This is a genomic window from Pseudoalteromonas sp. ND6B, assembly GCF_000764215.1.
Taxonomy (GTDB): domain Bacteria; phylum Pseudomonadota; class Gammaproteobacteria; order Enterobacterales; family Alteromonadaceae; genus Pseudoalteromonas; species Pseudoalteromonas tetraodonis.
Window position 1 is genome coordinate 117,081 of sequence record NZ_JQFL01000001.1, and the last position, 21,847, is coordinate 138,927.

Annotated in this window: 17 protein-coding genes; 8 read left to right on the plus strand and 9 right to left on the minus strand. The window is 41.6% G+C overall.

Annotation, left to right across the window (positions count from 1 at the left end; genetic code table 11):
- Positions 1 to 89: 89 nt before the first annotated feature.
- From serS to lrp, 6 genes are all read right to left on the minus strand, one after another.
- Positions 90 to 1,394, minus strand: a complete 1,305-nt coding sequence (gene serS / locus ND6B_RS18395) for a serine--tRNA ligase (protein ID WP_016899885.1) — start codon at positions 1,392 to 1,394, stop codon at positions 90 to 92.
- Between the two features lie 9 nt (positions 1,395 to 1,403).
- Entirely contained in the window at positions 1,404 to 1,784 is a 381-nt protein-coding gene (gene crcB / locus ND6B_RS18390; protein WP_010389726.1) for a fluoride efflux transporter CrcB, read from the minus strand.
- Positions 1,777 to 3,120: a replication-associated recombination protein A gene (locus tag ND6B_RS18385; protein ID WP_016899884.1), complete on the minus strand. Its 1,344-nt coding sequence runs from the start codon at positions 3,118 to 3,120 to the stop codon at positions 1,777 to 1,779. Before ND6B_RS18385 ends, crcB begins: the two co-directional genes overlap by 8 nt.
- Positions 3,113 to 3,739, minus strand: a complete 627-nt coding sequence (gene lolA / locus ND6B_RS18380; protein WP_016899883.1) for an outer membrane lipoprotein chaperone LolA — start codon at positions 3,737 to 3,739, stop codon at positions 3,113 to 3,115. The genes ND6B_RS18385 and lolA overlap by 8 nt, the downstream gene beginning before the upstream one ends.
- A complete protein-coding gene (locus tag ND6B_RS18375; RefSeq protein WP_016899882.1) occupies positions 3,739 to 6,228 on the minus strand; it encodes a DNA translocase FtsK in 2,490 nt (829 codons plus the stop codon). Before ND6B_RS18375 ends, lolA begins: the two co-directional genes overlap by 1 nt.
- Positions 6,229 to 6,424: 196 nt before the next feature.
- A complete protein-coding gene (gene lrp, locus ND6B_RS18370) occupies positions 6,425 to 6,904 on the minus strand; it encodes a leucine-responsive transcriptional regulator Lrp (protein ID WP_008110073.1) in 480 nt (159 codons plus the stop codon).
- Between the two features lie 139 nt (positions 6,905 to 7,043).
- On the opposite strand from lrp, the gene ald reads away from it, so the two are divergent.
- Positions 7,044 to 8,165 carry an alanine dehydrogenase gene (gene ald, locus ND6B_RS18365; RefSeq protein WP_013464758.1) on the plus strand — a complete coding sequence of 374 codons (1,122 nt, stop codon included), beginning with the start codon at positions 7,044 to 7,046 and terminating at the stop codon, positions 8,163 to 8,165.
- A gap of 118 nt (positions 8,166 to 8,283) precedes the next feature.
- Here the strand turns inward: ald and pssA are convergent, their stop codons facing one another.
- Positions 8,284 to 9,609, minus strand: coding sequence for a CDP-diacylglycerol--serine O-phosphatidyltransferase (gene pssA / locus ND6B_RS18360; protein WP_016899881.1), 1,326 nt, complete (start codon positions 9,607 to 9,609; stop codon positions 8,284 to 8,286).
- Between the two features lie 276 nt (positions 9,610 to 9,885).
- Between pssA and trxB the strand changes: the two genes are divergently transcribed.
- The 5 genes from trxB (at position 9,886) to infA (ending at position 15,848) form a co-directional block, all read left to right on the plus strand.
- The gene (trxB, locus tag ND6B_RS18355) at positions 9,886 to 10,836 is read left to right on the plus strand and encodes a thioredoxin-disulfide reductase (RefSeq protein WP_008110078.1); all 951 of its coding nucleotides are present in this window, start codon (positions 9,886 to 9,888) and stop codon (positions 10,834 to 10,836) included.
- 295 nt (positions 10,837 to 11,131) lie between these two features.
- A complete protein-coding gene (locus tag ND6B_RS18350) occupies positions 11,132 to 13,945 on the plus strand; it encodes a bifunctional aconitate hydratase 2/2-methylisocitrate dehydratase (RefSeq protein WP_081844607.1) in 2,814 nt (937 codons plus the stop codon).
- A gap of 180 nt (positions 13,946 to 14,125) precedes the next feature.
- Positions 14,126 to 14,842 (plus strand): leucyl/phenylalanyl-tRNA--protein transferase, encoded by a 717-nt coding sequence (aat, locus tag ND6B_RS18345; RefSeq protein ID WP_033102515.1) that lies wholly within the window; start codon positions 14,126 to 14,128, stop codon positions 14,840 to 14,842.
- A complete protein-coding gene (locus ND6B_RS18340) occupies positions 14,835 to 15,539 on the plus strand; it encodes an arginyltransferase (protein WP_016899878.1) in 705 nt (234 codons plus the stop codon). Before aat ends, ND6B_RS18340 begins: the two co-directional genes overlap by 8 nt.
- 90 nt (positions 15,540 to 15,629) lie before the next feature.
- Complete coding sequence (gene infA, locus ND6B_RS18335; RefSeq protein ID WP_002962494.1) at positions 15,630 to 15,848, plus strand: translation initiation factor IF-1; 219 nt, start codon at positions 15,630 to 15,632, stop codon at positions 15,846 to 15,848.
- Positions 15,849 to 16,040: 192 nt separating this feature from the next.
- On the opposite strand, the gene clpA is transcribed toward infA, so the two are convergent.
- Positions 16,041 to 18,302, minus strand: a complete 2,262-nt coding sequence (clpA, locus tag ND6B_RS18330; RefSeq protein ID WP_016899877.1) for an ATP-dependent Clp protease ATP-binding subunit ClpA — start codon at positions 18,300 to 18,302, stop codon at positions 16,041 to 16,043.
- 68 nt (positions 18,303 to 18,370) lie between these two features.
- On the minus strand, positions 18,371 to 18,679 hold the full coding sequence (gene clpS / locus ND6B_RS18325) for an ATP-dependent Clp protease adapter ClpS (protein WP_008110102.1): 309 nt from the start codon (positions 18,677 to 18,679) through the stop codon (positions 18,371 to 18,373).
- 209 nt (positions 18,680 to 18,888) lie between these two features.
- Here clpS and cspD point away from each other — a divergent pair, with 209 nt between their 5' ends.
- Together cspD and ND6B_RS18315 are read left to right on the plus strand one after the other, a co-directional pair.
- Positions 18,889 to 19,107: a cold shock domain-containing protein CspD gene (gene cspD, locus ND6B_RS18320; RefSeq protein ID WP_013464751.1), complete on the plus strand. Its 219-nt coding sequence runs from the start codon at positions 18,889 to 18,891 to the stop codon at positions 19,105 to 19,107.
- 453 nt (positions 19,108 to 19,560) lie between these two features.
- The gene (locus ND6B_RS18315) at positions 19,561 to 21,783 is read left to right on the plus strand and encodes an NADP-dependent isocitrate dehydrogenase (RefSeq protein WP_033102516.1); all 2,223 of its coding nucleotides are present in this window, start codon (positions 19,561 to 19,563) and stop codon (positions 21,781 to 21,783) included.
- The last annotated feature ends 64 nt before the right edge of the window (positions 21,784 to 21,847 follow it).

A 21,847-nucleotide genomic window follows, 5' to 3' on the forward strand; every position in this document is an offset into this window, starting at 1 on the left:
ACCCACAACAAAAAAGCCGCTGTTCATTACAAACAGCGGCTTTCTTTCTAAAGCTTATGGCTAAAAACTGACAGCTGACAGCTAGTACTTTAAGCTTTCCCAATCACTTCAAGTCCACCCATGTATGGGCGAAGTACTTCTGGTACGACTACTGAGCCGTCGGCTTGTTGGTAGTTTTCTAGTATTGCTACAAGTGTGCGGCCAACCGCTAAACCTGAACCATTTAGTGTATGTAGTAATTCTGGTTTTTTAGCGCCTTCACGACGAAAACGTGCTTGCATACGGCGTGCTTGGAAATCGACCATGTTTGAACACGATGAAATTTCGCGATACGTGTCTTGCGCTGGTAACCATACTTCTAAATCGTATGTTTTTGCTGCACCAAAGCCCATGTCGCCCATACATAAAATCACTTTACGGTATGGTAATTCTAGTGCTTGTAGTATTTGCTCAGCATGGCCTGTTAGCTCTTCGAGTGCTTGCATTGAATCTTCTGGTTTTACAAGTTGTACTAGTTCAACTTTATCAAACTGGTGCTGACGGATTAAACCGCGTGTATCGCGACCGTAGCTGCCTGCTTCACTTCTAAAACATGGTGTGTGCGCTGTTAAGCGAATAGGTAAATCGCTTTCTTCGTAAATTTCATCACGTGCGCTGTTAGTAAGCGGTACTTCTGCTGTAGGAATTAAGCTAAAGCCCGGTTGTTGCTCGCCATCATCGTTTACTAAGCCTAATGTGTGGAATAAATCGCCCGCAAACTTAGGTAATTGGCTCGTACCGTAAAGGCTTGCGCTATTAACTAAGTACGGTACATACATTTCTGTGTAGCCGTTTTTATCTGTGTGGGTGTCTAGCATGTATTGGGTAAGTGCACGGTGCATACGTGCTACTTGGCCGCGCATTACGGTAAAACGTGCGCCACTAATTTTAACGCCCATTTCAAAGTCTAGGCCGTTTAGGTCTTGCCCTACGTCAACGTGGTCTTTAACTTCAAAATCGTACTTTTTAGGTGTACCCCAAGTTAAAATTTCTACGTTGTCGTCTTCGTCAGCGCCTTCTGGTACCGACTCATCCGGTAAATTTGGAATTGCTAAGGCAATTTGTTTAATTGCTTCTAACACTTCGTCTTGCTCAGCTTTAGCTGCGTCTAATTCGCTGCCTAAGTTAGCAACTGCGTCTAGCAATGGTTGTGCGTCTTCGCCTTTTGCTTTTGCTTGGCCAATGGCTTTAGCACTGGCGTTACGTTGACTTTGAAGTTCTTGCGTTTTTACTTGTAATGTTTTGCGTTTTTCTTCAAGTTCAGTCACTACCGCTACATCTAGCTCATAACCACGTGCGGCTAAACGTGCTGCAGTTTGTTCGACATCTTGACGTAAATATTTAGAATCTAACATGTTAGTTTTTTAACCTTTTTGCATTACTAGCTGAAGGCCCAGCCAAGCCATAAAAATACACACCATCACGTTTAAGATGATATTGAGGGCCATTTTAATAAAGTGACCTTGTTGTAATAACAACAACGAATCCATTGAGAATGTTGAAAAGGTGGTTAACGCACCTAAAAAGCCAATTCCGATGAGGGTTTTAGCAGGACTGACGGCAATAACTTGTTTATCTATTAAACCGTATAAAATGCCCATCAACAATGAACCCAGAATATTAACCGTCAACGTGCCAAAAGGGAATCCCCTACCGAGGAGTTTTAGCATGGTTTCGCTAATAAAAAACCGTAAACAGGCTCCTGACGCTCCGCCAAGGGCTATCATCATGTAAAGTTTAATCATGCTCATAACGTTTTATTGGGCTTTGTGCGTCGCGCTCTTTTAAATAATCGAGCTTTTGTTTAATTTTTTGCTCAAGTCCACGATCACTTGGCTGGTAGTATTGTTTTCCATCCATTTCTGGCGGTAGGTATTTTTCGCCAGCAGCAAATGCGCCTTCTTCGTTATGCGCGTAACGATACTCTGCGCCATAACCTAAGTCTTTCATTAAATTGGTGGGGGCATTACGTAAATGCTCTGGTACCGGGTAGCTTGGCTCGTTTTTAGCGTCTTGTTTGGCTTGATTAAACGCCATATAAACCGCATTACTTTTAGGTGCACTAGCCAAGTATAAAGTGGCCTGTGCAATGGCGCGCTCACCTTCGCTTGGGCCAACACGCTGAAAAATATCCCATGCGTTTAAAGCCACTTCCATTGCGCGCGGATCGGCGTTGCCGATGTCTTCTGTAGCAATTGCTAATAAGCGCCTTGCAACATAAAGCGGGTCGCCGCCACCGGCTAAAATACGGCAGTACCAATAAAGCGCACCATCGGGCGAACTGCCTCGCACCGATTTATGAAACGCCGAAATTAAATCGTAAAATTCATCGCCGCCTTTATCGTATTTAGCTAAATGCGTGGGAAGAACTTGGCTCAGTACCTGTTCGTCTACGTTGTACTTGCCGTTTTGCTCAGTGGTTAAATCGACTGCTTGCTCGAGTAAATTAAGCACTTTACGAGCATCGCCACCGCTTGCTTGGCACAGCGCTTGTTTGGCGTTATCTGCAATCACGATTTGCTTTTGGCTAAGTTGTTCGTCTTGTTTGAGTGCGCGCTCTATTACTGTGTATAAATCGCTTTCCTGCAAGGATTTTAATACATACACCCTTGCGCGAGATAAAATCGCATTATTAAGCGCAAACGAGGGGTTTTCGGTGGTGGCGCCTACAAATATAAAAGTGCCATCTTCAATATGCGGTAAAAACGCGTCTTGCTGAGATTTATTAAAGCGGTGTACCTCGTCAACAAACATCAAAGTGCGCTGACCACGGCTTTGTAAGTTATCGCGCGCTTGGGTTACGCTATCGCGAATATCTTTTACGCCAGCGGTTACTGCCGACATTTGAATTAGTTCAGCGTCTGCATGGTTGGCAATAATTTGCGCCAGCGTAGTTTTACCTACCCCCGGCGGCCCCCATAAAATTAAACTATGGCAGCGCCCTGCTACTATCACTTGATGAAGAGGTTTATCAGCGCTGAGTAAATGTTGCTGCCCTATGTAATCGTTAAGCGATAAAGGACGCATACGCGCAGCGAGTGGGCGCACATCGGGCCCAAAGTTAAATCCTAAATTACTCACCGTTACTCTGATCGTCTATTTCTACACCCACTGGCGGGGTAAATTCAAAAGTTGTTTTATCAAGCTCAGTATTAACCTGTGCATTGCTAAATGTAAACGCAGACAGCTGGCCTGAGTTATCTTTAACTACCAGTTTTGCAAGCCCTTGCTCGTTATCAGCAAAAGTAATATCAAGCTGCTCTACTTGGCTTTCTACGCCTTTATTTGGGGTAATGCTAAAGCCTAAATCGGTAGCGATCACGCTGTATTTTTCCCATTGCGCTGGGTCTTTAGAGGTGAGCAATATAAACGGCGTTGAGTCAATTAAACCGCTGGTTTTCATAATGGTTACTTGCTCAGCAAAGCTATCAAAGTAATAGGTTTTATCGCCGTTTGATACAAATAAAGTGTCGTCTGGGTTAGTTTGCTGCCAGCGGATCATTAATGGCTGTTGCAACGCAATATTGCCTTGACCTTGCATTACCAGTTGGCCTTCACCGTCGGTTACGTTTTGTTTAAATTGTGCTTTAAAGCTTTTTAAGGTCGATAACTTATCTTGTAATGCTTGGCTGTCGTCAGCAAAGCTTGGCATCGCCACTAAACTGCCCAATACCAATAATAAACTACTTAATTTTTTCATTAATTTGCTCCATTAGGTACTAATACATCGCGCGCGCCGTTGTGTCCTGGTGCACTCACGATACCTGATGTTTCCATTTGTTCTACTAAACGTGCAGCACGGTTATAGCCTACACGTAATTTACGTTGCACTGATGATACCGATACTTTACCGGTTTCTATTACAAAGGCGACCGCTTCGTCGTATAACGGATCTGACTCTTCATCGCCATTTTCACTGGCTTCCCCTGGTAATAGAATATCTTCCGTGGCATCGCCATTTAAAATCTCGTCTATGTAATTTGGTTTAGCACGGGCTTTCCAATCGTTTACCACAGCATGTACTTCATGGTCGTCTACAAACGCGCCATGCACACGCTCAGGTACACTGGTACCTGGCGGTAAATAAAGCATGTCACCCATGCCTAATAAGTTTTCTGCGCCTTGTTGATCCAGTATGGTGCGCGAGTCTATTTTACTTGATACCTGAAACGCCATACGTGTAGGTATATTCGCTTTAATTAAACCGGTTATTACATCAACCGACGGACGCTGCGTTGCCAAAATTAAATGGATACCCGCAGCACGCGCTTTTTGCGCTATACGGGCAATTAACTCTTCAACTTTTTTACCTACAATCATCATCATGTCGGCAAATTCGTCAATAACCACCACTATGCTGGGTAATTTATCCAGCTCATCTGGGCCGTCTTTCATGCCGTCGGTGTCTTTAAATAATGGATCCATAATTGGGTAGCCCGCTTCTTTGGCTTCCATTACTTTTTGGTTGTACCCTTTTAAGTTACGCACACCTAAAGCCGACATCAGCTTATAACGGCGTTCCATTTCACCTACACACCAACGCAGTGCGTTAGCGGCTTCTTTCATGTCGGTCACAACTTCACACAATAAATGCGGAATGCCTTCGTAAACAGAAAGCTCAAGCATTTTCGGGTCAATCATGATCATGCGAACATCTTCAGGGCCCGATTTATACAGTAAGCTTAATATCATTACATTAACGCCCACTGACTTACCTGAACCGGTTGTACCGGCAACTAATAAATGTGGCATTTTACCTAAGTCGGCACACACAGGTTGCCCTGCAATGTCTTTACCTAGCACCATGGTCAGTGGCGATGGGTTTTGCTCAAACTTAGGTGCGTTTATGACTTCTGATAAACGTACAATTTCACGGTATTTATTAGGCAGCTCAATACCGATATAGGTTTTACCAGGAATAACTTCAACCACGCGCACACTAATTGCCGAAAGTGAACGCGCTAAATCTTTTGACAGCCCTGTAATTTTAGACACCTTAATACCCGGTGCTAAATCAAGCTCAAAACGAGTAACAACAGGCCCGGGGTAAACCCCAACCACAGTGGCTTGCACGTTAAAGTCGAGTAGTTTTGTTTCTACAAGGCGTGATACGCTATCGAGCTCTTCTTGCGAAATTGGGTTTTTTGCTTTGTCAGGTCTGTCGAGTAAATCCAATGACGGCAATGGCCCCGGAGGTGGCTCTTGCTCTAATAATTGCTCAAACTTCTCTTTGGCAGTTGGCGGCGGTTGAAACTCTGATTTTGGCTTGTTAATTGGCCTTGCTGGCGAAACTACGGTTGTTGCTGGTTTTTCAGGTTCAACCACTGGGCTTTGATCCAGCGCGTTAAGTGCTGCCTCGGTGTCCATCGGTTCATCGTCTATGGCGCTAAAGCTAATTTCTTGATCGAGTATTTGGTCAAGCTCGTCAAACGGCATAAACTCGTCGTCTTGAGGGGCATTAACCTTAGTTGCTGGTTTATCGAGTGCTTTTGGTTTATCTGCTTTTTTATCAGCAAGTTCAGGTTCTTGTTGGTGTGTATCGTTTTCAAAATAGGCATCGGGTTGCTCGTCTTGTACTTTACCTGCAATGCGTTCGCGTTGCATCCAGCCTCGGGCATAGGTCACCAAAAAGCGATATAACCTAACAATTAAATCACCCAAGTAATCAACAAATTGTACCCACGAAACGCCTGTTAATAAGGTTAATCCTGCAAAAAAGAAACACAGTAGTAAAATAGAGGTACCGGTAAAATTAAACGCTGGCATCATGGCGGATGCAATCACATCACCCACTACCCCACCGGATGAAAAGTTATAAATATCATCAAAATTAATACTGCTAATAGCGGTTGCTGAGGTAATAAACAGCGCAAAACCAATAATGCGTAATCCAAGTGTGGTGTAATCGAGTTGTAAAATGCGGTGTGGCTGCTTAAACACCAAGTAACCTAGCAGCTGAATAGCCGCTGGCACAAAATAGGCAAGCCAGCCAAAGGTAAGTAATAGTATGTCGGCCACCCACGCGCCCGCTGTACCCGTAATATTTTGTACGTTGGTAAATTCACCCGTTTGCGACCAAGCCGGATCGGCTGGATGAAAACTAATTAAAGCACATAAAATAAATACCGCTGCAAAGGTGCTGACGATGAGCCCCGTTTCTAATAGTCTTTGTACACCGTTTAGGCGCATAATTACCTATCCCTCATTATTATTTTTTACACTCACTTGGCAATAGAATACCTTAGCAGGAAATGTATTTTGATGCACTTTATCTTAACCATGATGGCCTGATTATGAACAAGTTTTTATTATTTAGTCGTACACTTATTAAAAAAGCAAAGTTGGCTGCAACAATAAAAGTATATTAAAGGCTGTTACTCTATCATTAAGCAACAAAAGGACGAATAACGACGCCCTCTTCACCTTTTACTTCTTCCATGACTACATAAGTGCGGCTTTCACTCACATTAGGCAGCTTTAATAGTATATCACCGAGCACGCCTCGGTATTCTGACATATCGTTAACTCGGGTTTTTAATAAAAAGTCGAAATTACCCGAAACCAAATGACATTCTATAATTTCTTCGTGCTTTCTAACAGCAGCACTGAACTCTTCAAATACATCGGGCGATGTTTTGGTAATGGTTACTTCCACATACACAGAAAGCCCTTGACCAAGCTTGGCAGGATCAACCACGGCTTTGTAGCCTAAAATATACCCTTCTCGTTCGAGCTTTTTCACTCGCTCTAGACAGGGCGTGGCGCTTAGGCCAACTCGTCGGGCCAGTTCAACATTTGACAGGCGGCCATCGAGTTGTAATTCGACTAAAATCTTGCGATCAATACGGTCTAATAAGTTATGCATAGCTTTTTAGTTTTTTATTCTAATAAAATCGATTTAACAGATACTAACACTACAAAGACCTTAAAAAAAGGTGAGACACACTACCCTAGCATGAATATAATAGTGAAAAATTTTTATCCCGTTCTAACAAGGCAAAATTATGATTATTGGTGTACCTAAAGAAATTAAAAACCATGAGTACCGTGTAGGTATGGTTCCTGCGAGTGTTCGCGAACTTGTAAATCACGGTCACCAAGTGATTGTTGAAACTAACGCTGGTATGGGCATTGGTTTTACAGATGATGATTATGTTCAAGCAGGTGCTGAAATTTTAGAAACAGCTGCTGACGTTTTTGCAAAAGCAGAAATGATCATCAAGGTAAAAGAGCCACAAGCTGTTGAACGTGCAATGTTACGTGAAGACCAAATTCTTTTCACTTACCTTCACCTTGCACCGGATCTTCCACAAACTGAAGACCTTGTTAAAAGTAAAGCAATCTGTATTGCTTATGAAACAGTGACTGACGCACGCGGCGGTTTACCACTATTGGCACCAATGAGTGAAGTAGCGGGTCGTATGTCTATTCAAGCAGGTGCACAAGCGCTAGAAAAAGCAAACCACGGTCGTGGTATGTTACTAGGTGGTGTACCAGGTGTTGAGCCAGCCAAAGTTGTTGTTATTGGTGGCGGCATGGTTGGTCGTAGCGCTGCACAAATGGCGGTTGGCTTAGGTGCTGAGGTTGTTGTACTTGACCGTAACATCGACGTACTACGTGCACTAGACGCACAGTTTGGTAACAAAGTTAAAGCTATTTACTCAACAGCTGACGCGCTTGAAAAGCACGTACTAGAAGCTGACCTAGTAATTGGTGGCGTGCTTATCCCAGGTGCTGCTGCACCTAAACTAGTGACTGCTGAACACATTAAAGCAATGAAGCCAGGTGCTGCTATTGTTGATGTTGCGATTGACCAAGGTGGTTGTATTGCAACCTCTAAAGCAACTACGCACGCTGATCCTACTTTCATCGTTGATGAAGTTGTTCACTACTGTGTTGCTAACATGCCTGGTGCTGTTCCACGTACATCGACGTTTGCACTTAATAATGCAACATTACCGTTCATCATTAACCTTGCAAACAAAGGTTACAAAAAAGCACTATTAGATGACGCTCACTTCTTAAAAGGCTTAAACGTAATTAAAGGCCAAGTAACATACAAAGAAGTAGCTGAAGCGTTCAACATGGAATATGTTGACCCACGTACTGCAGTAGAAAACGCGTAACAATAATAGTTACCGCTTATACCTAAGTCATTATTTAGGTATAAGCATTAAAAAAGCAGCTAATTAGCTGCTTTTTTTGTATCTAAATTTTAGGGTCTGTGGTCAACAGACCCTCGTATTATATAAATCGTTTAATAATAAAATCGACTTTTACGCGCTTAGCTTGACCAAGCAGTTTTTTCACCGGCTGCGGGTAATCGTCCATGGTTTCTAAATCATCAGGGCCGGTTAAACGACGACAATGCTTTAAAATTTCTTGGCGTTCATTATCAATATCGCGCATGATAGATTGTTCAGGATCTTCTATCAGGATGCCATTTTCGATATCGAGCCCCCACGCGCGCGGATTTAGGTTATGCCCGCTAAGTAAATGCACTTTACGGTCGCAGCAAATCCCTTTTAGATGGAACGAGTTACTCTCGTGTTTCCACAGGTATACGTTTAGGTTGCCATTATCTATGTGGCGTTTTTGCGATTTTACAAACTTGTGCAAAATAGTTTCGTATAAATAAGGCAGTGCACCAATTTTACTAAATGGCTCGCTAGGTGGCAGATAAAAATCGTTTGCGGTTTTATCGCCCACCACAATAGTAACCTGCTTACCTTGCTTTAATAAGCGACGTAAAGAGCGCATTAAAGGCGCTGGAAAATTAAAATACGGCGTGTATAACACCAACTCTTGCTCGGTGGTATCAAATAACGCTTTAATTAAGCGATTGAGCTCGTTATTACGACGGCCTAACCCTAAAAATAAACGAATACCCATTGCATGGGTATTAAACTCTTGCGCATTTTTATAACTTGCCGATTTAAGCTCACGCATAAGTTGCTTTTGTTCAAGCTTAAAGTCAGCCATACGTTTAAGCGGTCGTTGATCAATTCTTGGTACCGCTTCAGAACTTAATAAAGTTGATTCGATAAAATCGACTACTGAGTCACATAATTCGCTTTGCGATACTAAAAAGTAGCGATCGAGCCGGTATCGGTCGCTATATTGCAAATACACATTATTTAAACTGGCACCGCTGTAGAGCAGTGTGTCGTCAATAACAAAGCCTTTTAAATGTAACACCCCAAACAGTTCTTTTGCCTTTACGGGGACACCATACACTTGAACGTTTGAATTAAATTTTTCTAAATCGTCGCAATATAAGCTTGCATTGCCCTCTGACTTTTCAGCTCCAATTAAACCGCGTTGCGCACGATGAAAATCCACCAATACTTTTATCTCAAGCGCAGGATTAGCTAACGAAGCACTGTGCAGCGCAGCTAATATTTCACGACCCGCTTCATCATCTTGTAAGTAAAGTGTGGTGATATAAATTCGTTTTTTTGCGTTGGCAATTAAATCTAACAATTGCGTACGGTATTCTTGCGCATTGGTTAAGACGTTAACGTCTTTTGAAGTCAACCCAAATGCGGGTTTCTCTTGCCAAAATAACATAGTTGCCTATTCACTTAGGTCACATAATTAAGCAGTGACAAATCAAAATTAGTTAAAAGATAACAAAAAAAATCAGGCTGGTCATGAATTAACGTCATTTTATTGGCTAACAGTCTATTTATTAGTCGAGCACTGCTTGTAAGTCATTTGCTAGTACACATTAATGAACAGCTTCGGAATTTGCGAAAAAAAATAATCTCATCTTTTATTTACTTCCTGCTTGTTTTTCTTAGAATCGGGCGCATTAAAACCGTATTAAACGTTTAGGAAAAGATCATGACTGAAGCAAAACATTGTAAGTTACTTATTTTAGGTTCGGGCCCTGCAGGCTATACAGCTGCAGTTTACGCTGCACGTGCTAATTTAAACCCTGTTTTAATTACAGGTATTCAACAAGGTGGCCAGCTAACAACCACCACTGAAGTTGAAAACTGGCCTGGCGATGCACACGGTTTAACTGGTCCTGCATTAATGGATCGTATGAAAGAGCATGCAGAACGCTTTGAAACTGAAATTGTGTTCGACCACATCAATAAAGTTGACGTATCTAAGCGCCCTTTCACACTAACCGGTGACCAAGGTACTTACACCTGTGATGCTTTAATCATTGCAACAGGTGCCTCTGCGAAATATTTAGGCTTAGAGTCTGAGACTAATTTCCAAGGTCGTGGCGTTTCAGCTTGTGCAACCTGTGACGGCTTTTTCTATAAAGGTCAAAAAGTAGCGGTTGTTGGTGGTGGTAATACAGCGGTTGAAGAAGCGTTATACCTATCTAACATTGCTGATGAAGTTCATGTTATTCACCGTCGTGATAGTTTCCGTAGTGAAAAAATTCTTGCTGACCGCCTTGCTGAAAAAGCAGCAAACGGTAACGTTGTCATGCACTACAACCGTACACTTGATGAAGTGCTTGGTGACCAAATGGGTGTTACCGGCGTTCGCATTAAAGATGTGGCATCAGATGCTACTGAAGAACTTGATTTAGCGGGTGTGTTTATTGCCATTGGCCATAAGCCAAACACCGATATGTTTGAAGGTCAGCTAGAAATGAAAGACGGCTACTTAGTAGTTGAGTCTGGTCTTAACGGTAATGCAACACAAACTAGTGTGCCAGGCGTATTTGCTGCCGGTGATGTGTCTGATCATATTTATCGTCAAGCAATCACTTCTGCGGGTACTGGCTGTATGGCTGCACTTGATGCAGAACGCTTTTTAGATAATCTGTAATTTAGAATCTAAATTAGAAAAGGGCTGAATTTTCAGCCCTTTTTTGTGCCCAAACATAACTGGACTAACACCAAAATTCATTGTACTTATAATTGAAATTAGTTTTATTTATACAATTAATGGCTTAGGTGCGATAGGATCTAAGGGTGAGCAACAAATACCGTCAAATTATATAAGTAAAACTAGCTATAATTATCGTCAGGAATAAAAGCTTTATTCATTTAGGCATTACTAGCAACTGTAAAATCAGTTAAAATGCTTAACTTCATATCAAGTAAATTACCGAGAGTTTTCTATGAGTTTGTATACAAAATATATGGAAGAAATCCAAACCCGTAAAACGGAGCTTGGATTAAGCCCACAACCAATCGATAGCGCTGAACTAGTATCAGAAATAATTAATCAAATTAAAGATACTAATAACGAGCACCGTAAAGATTCACTGCATTTCTTTATTTATAATACTTTACCTGGAACAACTAGTGCTGCGGGCGTTAAAGCACAGTTTCTAAAAGAAATCATTTTAGGTGAAGAGCACGTTGCAGAGATCACTCCAGAATTTGCATTTGAACTGCTTTCACACATGAAAGGCGGCCCGTCAATTGAAATGCTAATTGATTTAGCATTTGGTGATGACGCAGCAATCGCAGCACAAGCGGCTGAAGTACTTAAAACTCAGGTATTCTTATACGATGCTGATATGGAGCGCATAAAAGCGGCCTACGAAGCAGGTAACGCAATTGCTAAAGAATTACTAGAGAGTTTCTCAAAAGCTGAATTCTTCACAAAACTTCCTGACATCGAAGAAAAAATCGAAGTAGTAACTTACATTGCTGGTGAAGGCGACATCTCAACTGATTTACTGTCTCCAGGTAACCAAGCACACTCACGTGCTGACCGTGAATTACACGGTAAGTGTATGATCACTGAAGAAGCACAACAAGAAATCGTTGAACTTCAAAAGAAACACCCTAATGCTAAAGTAATGCTTATTGCTGAAAAAGGCACAATGGGCGTTGGTTCATCTCGTATGTCTGGTGTAAATAACGTTGCACTTTGGGCGGGTAAACAAGCAAGTCCATACGTTCCTTTCATCAACATTGCACCTGTTGTTGCAGGTACTAATGGTATCGCACCAATCTTCTTAACGACGGTTGATGTAACCGGCGGTATTGGTCTTGATCTTAAAAACTGGGTTAAGAAAGTAGATGCAGACGGCAATACTGTAACTGATGAAAATGGCGATGCAGTGCTTGAAGAAGCTTATTCAGTTGCCACAGGTACTGTATTAACAATCAATACAAAAGAGAAAAAGCTTTATAACGGTGATAAAGAACTGGTTGATGTATCATCAGCGTTCACACCGCAAAAAGTTGAATTCATGAAAGCTGGTGGTTCTTACGCTGTAGTATTTGGTAAGAAACTACAAACGTTTGCTGCTGAAACGCTCGGCATTGAAACTCCTCTTGTGTATGCACCTTCAAAAGAAATTTCACATGAAGGCCAAGGCTTAACAGCGGTTGAAAAAATCTTTAACCGTAATGCGGTAGGTGTTCTATCTGATACACCACTTCATGCAGGCTCAAACGTTCGCGTTAAAGTGAACATCGTTGGTTCGCAAGATACAACCGGTCCAATGACAGCACAAGAATTAGAAGCGATGGCTGCTTCAACGATTTCACCACTTGTTGATGGTGCTTATCAGTCTGGTTGTCACACTGCATCAGTATGGGATAGCAAAGCACAAGCTAACATTCCTAAACTAATGGCGTTTATGAATAAGTTTGGTTTGATCACTGCACGTGACCCGAAAGGCGTTTACCATGCAATGACTGACGTTATTCACAAAGTATTGAACGACATTACAATTGATGATCGCGCTATCATCATCGGTGGTGACTCGCATACTCGTATGTCTAAAGGCGTTGCCTTTGGTGCCGATTCAGGTACTGTTGCTGTTGCACTTGCAACCGGTGAATCAGCGATGCCGATTCCTGATTCAGTTAAAGTGACGTTTAAAGGCAAAATGGCTAAGCACATGGATTTCCGCGACGTTGTACATGCAACGCAAGCGCAAATGCTTAAGCAATTTGGTGGCGAAAACGTATTCCAAGGTCGTATCATTGAAGTGCATATTGGTACCCTAATGGCTGACCAAGCGTTTACTTTCACTGACTGGACTGCAGAAATGAAAGCGAAAGCGTCAATCTGTATTTCAAATGATGAAACGCTAATTAAGTCAATTGAACTTGCTAAATCACGTATCCAAATCATGATCAACAAAGGTATGGATAACGAAGCGCAAACGCTACAAGGTCTAATCGACTTAGCTGACAAACGTATTGCAGGTATTCAATCTGGTGAAGAGCCAGCACTTTCTCCAGACGACAACGCTAAATACCACGCAGAAGTTGTGGTTGATTTGGACCAAATCGTTGAGCCAATGATTGCCGATCCAGACGTGAACAACGATGACGTCTCTAAGCGTTATACTCACGATGTGATCCGCCCTGTTTCTTTTTACAACGACAAACCTGTTGATTTAGGTTTCGTTGGTTCGTGTATGGTTCACAAAGGCGATATGAAAATTATTGCTCATATGCTGCGTAACCTAGAAAAGAAAAACGGTTCTATCTCATTCAAAGCACCATTAGTTGTTGCGCCACCAACATACAACATTGTTGATGAGCTTAAAGCGGAAGGCGACTGGGATATTCTTGCTAAATACGCAGGTTTTGAATTTGACGATGAAAAACCAAAAACAGCGGCACGTACTAAGTATGAAAATATCCTATACCTAGAACGCCCTGGTTGTAACTTATGTATGGGTAACCAAGAAAAAGCTGAACCTGGTGACACTGTTATCGCAACATCAACTCGTCTGTTCCAAGGCCGTGTAGTAGCCGATACATCTGAGAAAAAAGGTGAGTCACTACTAGGTTCTACGCCGGTTGTAGTACTTTCTACTGTACTTGGTCGTTTCCCGACTATCGAAGAGTATAAGTCTGCGGTTGAAGGTATTGACCTTACCTCGTTTACACCTGTTGAAGAAGCAATGACAACTAAGTTTAACGCTGGACAAGCAGTACCTGTAAAAGTGGTTAGCTAATTCGATTAGTTTACCATTTAATTAAGCGCGTTTTTTAACGCGCTTTTTTTATGTCTAAAATTTACCTAACAGGAATGTAAGCCCTGCTCAACCCTATGGACAACACAATAATTTGTGGTTTGTGATTTTAAAGCAACAGGTTACACTTTACCTTGACCATGCAGTTATTCAATCGGTGTTATGACTAAACAACTCTATCAACTCGCTCAAAGCCACTTTGCTTTTCCTGATCCCAACCATGCATTAGATGATCCCGATGGTTTACTTGCCATTGGTGGATGCTTGTCGGTAGCGCGATTAAAAAATGCCTACAGCCAAGGTATTTTTCCGTGGTTTAGTGAGCACGAGCCAATTATGTGGTGGTCGCCTAGTGAGCGGGGTATTGTTGAGCTCAATGACTTTCATGTTAGTAAAAGCCTACGAAAACATTTAAAAAAGCACCCGGTCACCGTAACCATAAACCATGCCTTTGAAGAAGTGATAGAAGCATGTCGCGATCAGCGTATTGATACCGATGGCACCTGGATCACCCCACAAATGCAACAGGCGTACATTAATGCCCATCACCATGGCCTTGCTCATAGTTTAGAAGTTTGGCGCGAGGGAGAGCTTGCAGGTGGCTTATATGGCATCATGCAAACCGGTGTTTTTTGTGGTGAATCAATGTTTCATCATCAAACAAATTGCTCCAAACTGGCTATGTGGGCGCTGGTTAATTGGCTTAAACGCCATAATGCGCACTTTATTGATTGCCAATTAGAAAATCCTTATTTAATGTCGTTAGGTGCTAGCGTTATTCCACGTGAAGAATTTTTAACTAAACTTAATAAAGCACAGTGTTACACCCCAGCTGCCAGTATGTGGCAGCCACAGGAGCTAATCGCGATTTATGAATGAACAACTTCCCGCTCGTATTGGTCTAAGCCAACCATTTGAATGCAGTTATTTGCCTAACCGCCAAGAGCAACTGTTGGTCATACTCGATCCGAGTTGTTACAGTAGTACTAAATTTGAGTCATTGTTAGCATTAGGCTTTCGTCGCAGTGGTAACCAAATTTACCGTCCGCACTGCCCTATTTGCAGCGCATGTAGTTCTGTGCGCGTTTTAGCTGATGAGTTTATGCCGACAAAATCGCAAAAACGTAAACTTAACAAAGCAAAAAACCGCTTTGAGGTAAAATATTCTCAAGTTGAACGCGAACAATACTATCCACTTTACAGTAAATACATTAGCTTGCGCCACCAAGACGGTAGTATGTATCCACCTGATAAATCACAATTTCAAAGCTTTTTGTTTTGTAGTTGGTTAACCATTACTTTTATTGAGCTTTGGGATCAAGATAACTTAGTGGCTGTTGCTGTAACTGATTGTATGGACAACGCTATTTCGGCAATTTATACATTTTTTGACCCTGACTATGAGCACTTTAGTTTAGGCACTGTAATGATATTACAGCAACTTAAATTTGCTAAACTGCAACAAAAACAATTTGTTTATTTAGGCTATCAAATAGATGAATGCGACAAAATGAACTATAAAACGCAGTTTTTACCTGCTCAAAAACAGTGCAATGACCAGTGGCTGGCTATTTAATTTACAAAAATAGCTCCTGCGCCTTTACTTATTGGCGTATTTTGGGCAAAATCTGCAGCGTTTAACTATTAAAGAGGTGTTACGCTAAACATGGCGAAAGAAGACGTAATCGAAATGCAAGGGACAGTCCTTGATACTTTACCAAATACAATGTTCCGAGTTGAGCTAGAAAATGGTCACGTAGTTGTGGCTCATATTTCAGGTAAAATGCGCAAAAACTATATCCGTATTTTAACCGGCGATAAAGTAACGGTAGAAATGACTCCTTACGATTTATCGAAAGGTCGTATCGTATTCCGTGCTCGCTAAGTAAGTGCGTAAACGAGATTTAGTTTTTGGCTAGTGCAAACTAGCTTTAAGCGTTTATTAAATGTAATTAATGGATACTCGCCAGTAATTACATTTAATAAACAAAAAACCCAGCCTTTGCTGGGTTTTTTGTTGTCTATTTCTTTGGCAAATACAAAAGCCTGCGCAAAGCAGGCTTTTGTATAACGACCATTAGGCTGGGGTTAAATCACTTTCGTAATCAAAACGCAGCTTTTTATCTTTAACCGATACTTTTACTGTACCGCCAGAGATTAGCTCGCCAAACAGTATTTCGTTTGCTAATTGCTTTTTAAGGTCTTCCTGAATAACACGTGCCATAGGGCGTGCGCCCATTGCTTTGTCATAGCCTTTGTCAGCCAACCATTCACGTGCTTTAGACGTCAGCTCAAGATTAACTGATTTCTTGTCTAGTTGCGCTTGAAGCTCCACAACAAACTTATCAACCACTTGTAAAATAACTTCTTTATCGAGGTGATTAAACCAAATAATGTTATCTAAGCGGTTTCTAAATTCTGGTGAAAATACTTTATTAATTTCACCCATTGCATCGTGCGTATGGTCTTGCTCACTAAAGCCAATCGACTTACGTGTGGTTTCTTGCACGCCGGCATTAGTGGTCATCACGACTACGACGTTTCTAAAGTCGGCTTTACGGCCATTATTATCAGTTAGCGTACCGTGATCCATAACTTGCAATAAAATGTTGTAGATATCTGGATGGGCTTTTTCAATCTCATCCAAAAGTACAACAGCGTGTGGATTTTTAATGACCGCTTCTGTTAGTAAGCCGCCTTGTTCAAAACCAACATAACCCGGAGGCGCACCAATTAAACGGCTCACCGCATGGCGCTCAACATATTCAGACATATCAAAACGAATAAACTCAACACCCATACATTTAGCTAATTGCTTGGTAACCTCAGTTTTACCGACCCCCGTTGGGCCTGCAAATAAGAATGAGCCTACGGGTTTGTTCTCATTCGCTAAACCTGAACGCGACAAACGAATAGCAGAAGTTAATGCATCAATAGACTGATCTTGCCCAAACACTAACATTTTTAAGTTACGGTCTAAGTTTTTCAGCGTTTCTTTATCAGACGATGATACATTTTGTGGCGGGATACGCGCCATTTTTGACACAATCAGCTCGATATCAGAAACACCAATCGTTTTTTTACGTTTAGAGGTAGGTAACAAGCGTTGGCTTGCACCCGCTTCATCAATAACATCAATCGCTTTATCAGGCAGATGACGTTCGTTAATGTACTTAGCGCTAAGCTCGGCTGCCGCCTTCAACGCTTTTTGCGTGTAACGAATACCATGGTGTGCTTCATAACGCTCTTTTAAGCCGTTAAGAATTTTAGTGGTGTCTTCCACACTGGGCTCAAGCACATCAATTTTTTGAAAGCGACGTACCAAGGCACGGTCTTTCTCAAAAATGTTTTTGTACTCACCATAGGTGGTAGAACCCATACAACGCAATTGTCCACTAGAAAGTAGCGGTTTAATTAAGTTTGAGGCATCCATTACCCCACCCGATGCAGCACCTGCACCGATAATGGTATGAATTTCATCTATAAATAAAATAGAGCCTGGTTTTGCTTGCAGCTCTTTTAATAAGCTTTTAAAGCGCTTCTCAAAATCGCCTCGGTATTTAGTACCTGCAAGCAAAGCGCCCATATCTAATGAGTAAACAACCGCATCAGCAATAACTTCAGGCACTTGCTCGTTAACAATTCGATACGCTAAACCCTCAGCGATAGCGGTTTTACCCACGCCAGCTTCACCAACCAGTAATGGGTTGTTCTTTTTACGACGACACAACACCTGTACAGTGCGCTCTACTTCGCTGTCACGACCAACTAGAGGGTCAATGTTGCCCTCTTTGGCTTGTATGTTGAGATTAGTGGTGAAGCTGTCGAGCTTACTCGCTTCTTCACTGGCAACTTCTTGCACTTCTTCATGTATATCGTCAGTATCATCGCCTAATTCGTCGTCACCTTTGGCAATCCCATGAGAAATAAAATTAACAATATCAAGGCGAGAAATATCATTCTTTTTAAGTAAATAAACTGCCTGGCTTTCTTGCTCAGAAAAAATAGCCACCAGCACATTTACACCAGTCACTTCATTTTTTCCCGAAGATTGCACATGAAATACCGCGCGCTGTAATACACGCTGAAAACCAAGCGTTGGTTGAGTTTCGCGTTCTTCTTCTAAATCAGGAATAACCGGTGTGGTTTCATCAATAAATTCAAGTAACTCTGTTTTTAATCCAGAAATGTCAACACCACACGCATTAAGCGCTTCTCCAGCTGATGGATTATCGAGTAGAGCTAATAAAAGATGCTCTACGGTCATAAACTCATGACGACGTGTACGCGCTTCACGAAACGCGGTGTTCAAAGTTAGTTCTAAGTCTTTATTTAGCATTGGCAACCCCTTACAGAGATAATAATTTTATACCGCACTTCAAAGATGAAAGTTCACCTTTGTGGTATTTATTCCTGCTCACAACTACATAGCAGTGGATGCTCGTTATCCCTTGAGTAGCGGTTAACTTGCTCAGCCTTGGTATGTGCTACATCTGCGCTGTAAACACCACAAATGCCCTTACCTTGCTGATGTATTTGCAGCATCACATCAGTTGCTCTATCGCTATCCATATTAAAAAACGTCATCAAGATCTCAATTACAAAATCCATCGGCGTGTAATCATCGTTGTTTAACACAACTTTATATTTTCGCGGTGGCTGCAACTTTTGCTTTTCACTATCGCGAACGGTGTCGATAACACCAGAATCTTTCATACCACTCATAATTAAATATAGTCTTGTCTTTGTAACTCAAGCAAACTTGAATAAAAAAATAAATAAAATGTTAAAAAATAACCCAAAACACTTGACTGGTTGCTTAAATAAACTACAGTCAAATGGTGATTGATTAAACCTTAGTCAGTCTAGCAAACAATACAGTTTAGGATAACTAAATTAGTCAACTTATAGAAGGATGTAGAAGTATGGCTTGTGGTAAAGTCAAATGGTTCAACAACGCCAAAGGTTTTGGTTTCATCGTAGAAGACGGTTGCGAGAACGACATTTTTGCTCATTACTCCACTATTGTAATGGACGGATACAAGACGCTTAAAGCTGGTCAAGATGTTACCTTCGAATTACAACAAGGCCCTAAAGGTCTACACGCTACTAATATAGCCCCTAACGGCGATATTTTAGAGTGATTGTAAATATGAGACTAAAGCGAGCGACCTATTTAGATCCTCGCTTAATTCCCTAAAATCCCTAACCACTTCCATATTAATTGCTTCATTGTTCGTTAATTCAACCCCACTCCTTGATTTTATTTTATCTACCCCAATAATTTCACTATTAGATGTTTAACTGCTGGCGTTTAGCGCGTAATCCTAGCCCTTTTTAGCCAAGCTTGTTACACTCTTTATCCTGTAAAACGTAATTACTTTAGCCTAATGGCTAGTTTAGATTTACATAAATTTTAGTTATAAAAGACACTAGTCCGTCAGGTGTGATTATTCTTACCTTGTTTAGGTTATACGAGTACCAACACCTAACAGACTACTCATTGCATACATTAATACTTTATTTATAAGGTATTAGGCGATGATTTCTTTGCATTGTTGAATTTGGCCAATGCGGCCTACTATCTAGGAATGATGATGACATCAAAAATTATCTATACAAAAACGGACGAAGCTCCGGCATTAGCAACGTATTCGTTGTTACCAATTATCCAAGCGTACACAAATGCGGCAGGTGTTGAAGTTGAAACACGCGACATCTCACTCGCTGGTCGTGTTATTGCGAGCTTCCCGGATTACCTAACAGAAGAACAACGCATTGGTGATGCACTTGCAGAACTTGGCGAAATGGCGAAAACACCAGAAGCTAATATCATTAAATTACCGAACATCAGTGCCTCAGTTCCACAACTTCGCGCTGTAATTAAAGAGCTTCAAGAAAAAGGTTATGCACTTCCAGAATACCCTGTAGAACCTAAAAACGATGAAGAAAAAGCGATTCGAGCCGCCTATGACAAAATTAAAGGCAGTGCAGTAAACCCTGTACTTCGTGAAGGTAACTCTGACCGTCGCGCACCAAGTTCAGTAAAAGAATATGCACGTAATAACCCACATTCTATGGGTGCATGGAGCAAAGATTCACAGTCTTATGTTGCAAGCATGGAAGAAGGTGACTTCTTTGGTTCAGAGCAGTCACTAACTGTTGATGAAGCAACGGATGTTCGTATTGAACACGTAGCGGCTAATGGCGATATCACTGTACTTAAGCAAAGCACACCGCTACTTGCTGGTGAAGTTATTGATGCATCACGTATTAGTGCTGCAAAATTACAAGCATTCCTTGAAGCTGAAATTAATGCAGCTAAAGAAAAAGGCGTGTTATTTTCGCTTCATATGAAAGCGACCATGATGAAAGTATCTGATCCAATCATCTTTGGTCACGCTGTAAAAGTATTTTACAAAGACGTTTTTGCAAAACACGGTGCACTTTTTGAAGAGCTAGGTGTTGATGTAAATAACGGTTTAGGCGATGTGTACTCTAAAATTCAAACTTTAGATGACGCTAAGCGCGAAGAAATTGAAGCTGACATTCAAGCTGTTTACGCTGACCGCCCTGCTATCGCAATGGTTGATTCTCATCGTGGTATTACAAACTTACACGTACCAAGTGATGTGATCATCGATGCCTCTATGCCTGCTGCAATTCGTTCAAGCGGTCAAATGTGGAATAAAGACGATAAATTACAAGACACAAGCTTTGTAATTCCAGATCGTTGTTACTCTGGCGTTTACCAAGCAACGATTGATTTTTGTAAAGAGCACGGTGCATTTGATCCTACGACTATGGGTAGCGTACCAAACGTTGGCCTTATGGCTCAAAAAGCAGAAGAGTACGGCTCACACGATAAAACATTTGAAGCAAAAGCTGACGGTACTATCCGTGTTGTAGACACAAACGGTAATACGTTACTTGAGCACAGTGTTGAGCAAGGCGATATCTGGCGCATGTGTCAGGTTAAAGATGCACCTATTCAAGATTGGGTTAAACTTGCAGTAAACCGCGCTCGCGCAACAGGTAATCCGGCTATTTTCTGGTTAGATGCAGAACGTGCACACGATGCTGAGCTAATCAAAAAAGTAAATAAATACCTGCCAGATCACGATACAGCTGGCCTAGATATTCAAATTTTATCGCCAATGGATGCAACCTTGTTCTCACTAGCACGCCTCAAAGAAGGTAAAGACACAATTTCTGTAACGGGTAACGTGTTACGTGATTACTTAACAGATTTATTCCCAATTTTAGAATTGGGTACCAGTGCTAAAATGCTTTCAATTGTGCCACTAATGAACGGCGGTGGTTTATTTGAAACTGGTGCGGGTGGCTCTGCTCCTAAGCACGTTCAACAATTTGAGAAAGAAAACCACTTACGTTGGGATTCTTTAGGTGAATTCTTAGCCCTTGCTGCTTCACTTGAGCACCTAAGCACAACAACAGGTAACAAAAAAGCACAAGTACTTGCAGATACACTTGATAAAGCTACCGGCACATTCTTAGCTGAAAACAAGTCGCCTTCACGTAAAGTAAAAGAGATTGATAATCGTGGTTCTCATTTCTTCTTATCTTTATTCTGGGCACAAGAACTTGCTAAGCAAAATGATGACAGCGAGCTTAAAGCGCAGTTTACGCAAATTGCTAGCGACCTTGAAACTAACAAAGAGCAAATTGTTAGCGAGCTAAACGATGCACAGGGCCCAGCAATGGACATTGGCGGATACTTCCAGCCAAATGACGATGCAGCTTTTAAAGCAATGCGCCCAAGCACAACATTTAACGAGATTTTATCTAAACTGGTATAAATCAATTAAATGAATGAAAAGGCGCTCCAAAGAGCGCCTTTTTTGTGCCTAATACCAATTCGTT

What these genes read in the sequence shown, in the direction of transcription:
- ND6B_RS18315 (WP_033102516.1), top strand. Translation starts at nt 19,561, where the DNA reads ATGACATCAAAAATTATCTATACAAAAACGGACGAAGCTCCGGCATTA.
- lrp (WP_008110073.1), bottom strand. Translation starts at nt 6,904, where the DNA reads ATGCATAACTTATTAGACCGTATTGATCGCAAGATTTTAGTCGAATTA.
- clpA (WP_016899877.1), bottom strand. Translation starts at nt 18,302, where the DNA reads ATGCTAAATAAAGACTTAGAACTAACTTTGAACACCGCGTTTCGTGAA.
- ald (WP_013464758.1), top strand. Translation starts at nt 7,044, where the DNA reads ATGATTATTGGTGTACCTAAAGAAATTAAAAACCATGAGTACCGTGTA.
- clpS (WP_008110102.1), bottom strand. Translation starts at nt 18,679, where the DNA reads ATGAAAGATTCTGGTGTTATCGACACCGTTCGCGATAGTGAAAAGCAA.
- serS (WP_016899885.1), bottom strand. Translation starts at nt 1,394, where the DNA reads ATGTTAGATTCTAAATATTTACGTCAAGATGTCGAACAAACTGCAGCA.
- trxB (WP_008110078.1), top strand. Translation starts at nt 9,886, where the DNA reads ATGACTGAAGCAAAACATTGTAAGTTACTTATTTTAGGTTCGGGCCCT.
- ND6B_RS18350 (WP_081844607.1), top strand. Translation starts at nt 11,132, where the DNA reads ATGAGTTTGTATACAAAATATATGGAAGAAATCCAAACCCGTAAAACG.
- cspD (WP_013464751.1), top strand. Translation starts at nt 18,889, where the DNA reads ATGGCTTGTGGTAAAGTCAAATGGTTCAACAACGCCAAAGGTTTTGGT.
- ND6B_RS18340 (WP_016899878.1), top strand. Translation starts at nt 14,835, where the DNA reads ATGAATGAACAACTTCCCGCTCGTATTGGTCTAAGCCAACCATTTGAA.
- ND6B_RS18375 (WP_016899882.1), bottom strand. Translation starts at nt 6,228, where the DNA reads ATGCGCCTAAACGGTGTACAAAGACTATTAGAAACGGGGCTCATCGTC.
- aat (WP_033102515.1), top strand. Translation starts at nt 14,126, where the DNA reads ATGACTAAACAACTCTATCAACTCGCTCAAAGCCACTTTGCTTTTCCT.
- lolA (WP_016899883.1), bottom strand. Translation starts at nt 3,739, where the DNA reads ATGAAAAAATTAAGTAGTTTATTATTGGTATTGGGCAGTTTAGTGGCG.
- pssA (WP_016899881.1), bottom strand. Translation starts at nt 9,609, where the DNA reads ATGTTATTTTGGCAAGAGAAACCCGCATTTGGGTTGACTTCAAAAGAC.
- crcB (WP_010389726.1), bottom strand. Translation starts at nt 1,784, where the DNA reads ATGATTAAACTTTACATGATGATAGCCCTTGGCGGAGCGTCAGGAGCC.
- infA (WP_002962494.1), top strand. Translation starts at nt 15,630, where the DNA reads ATGGCGAAAGAAGACGTAATCGAAATGCAAGGGACAGTCCTTGATACT.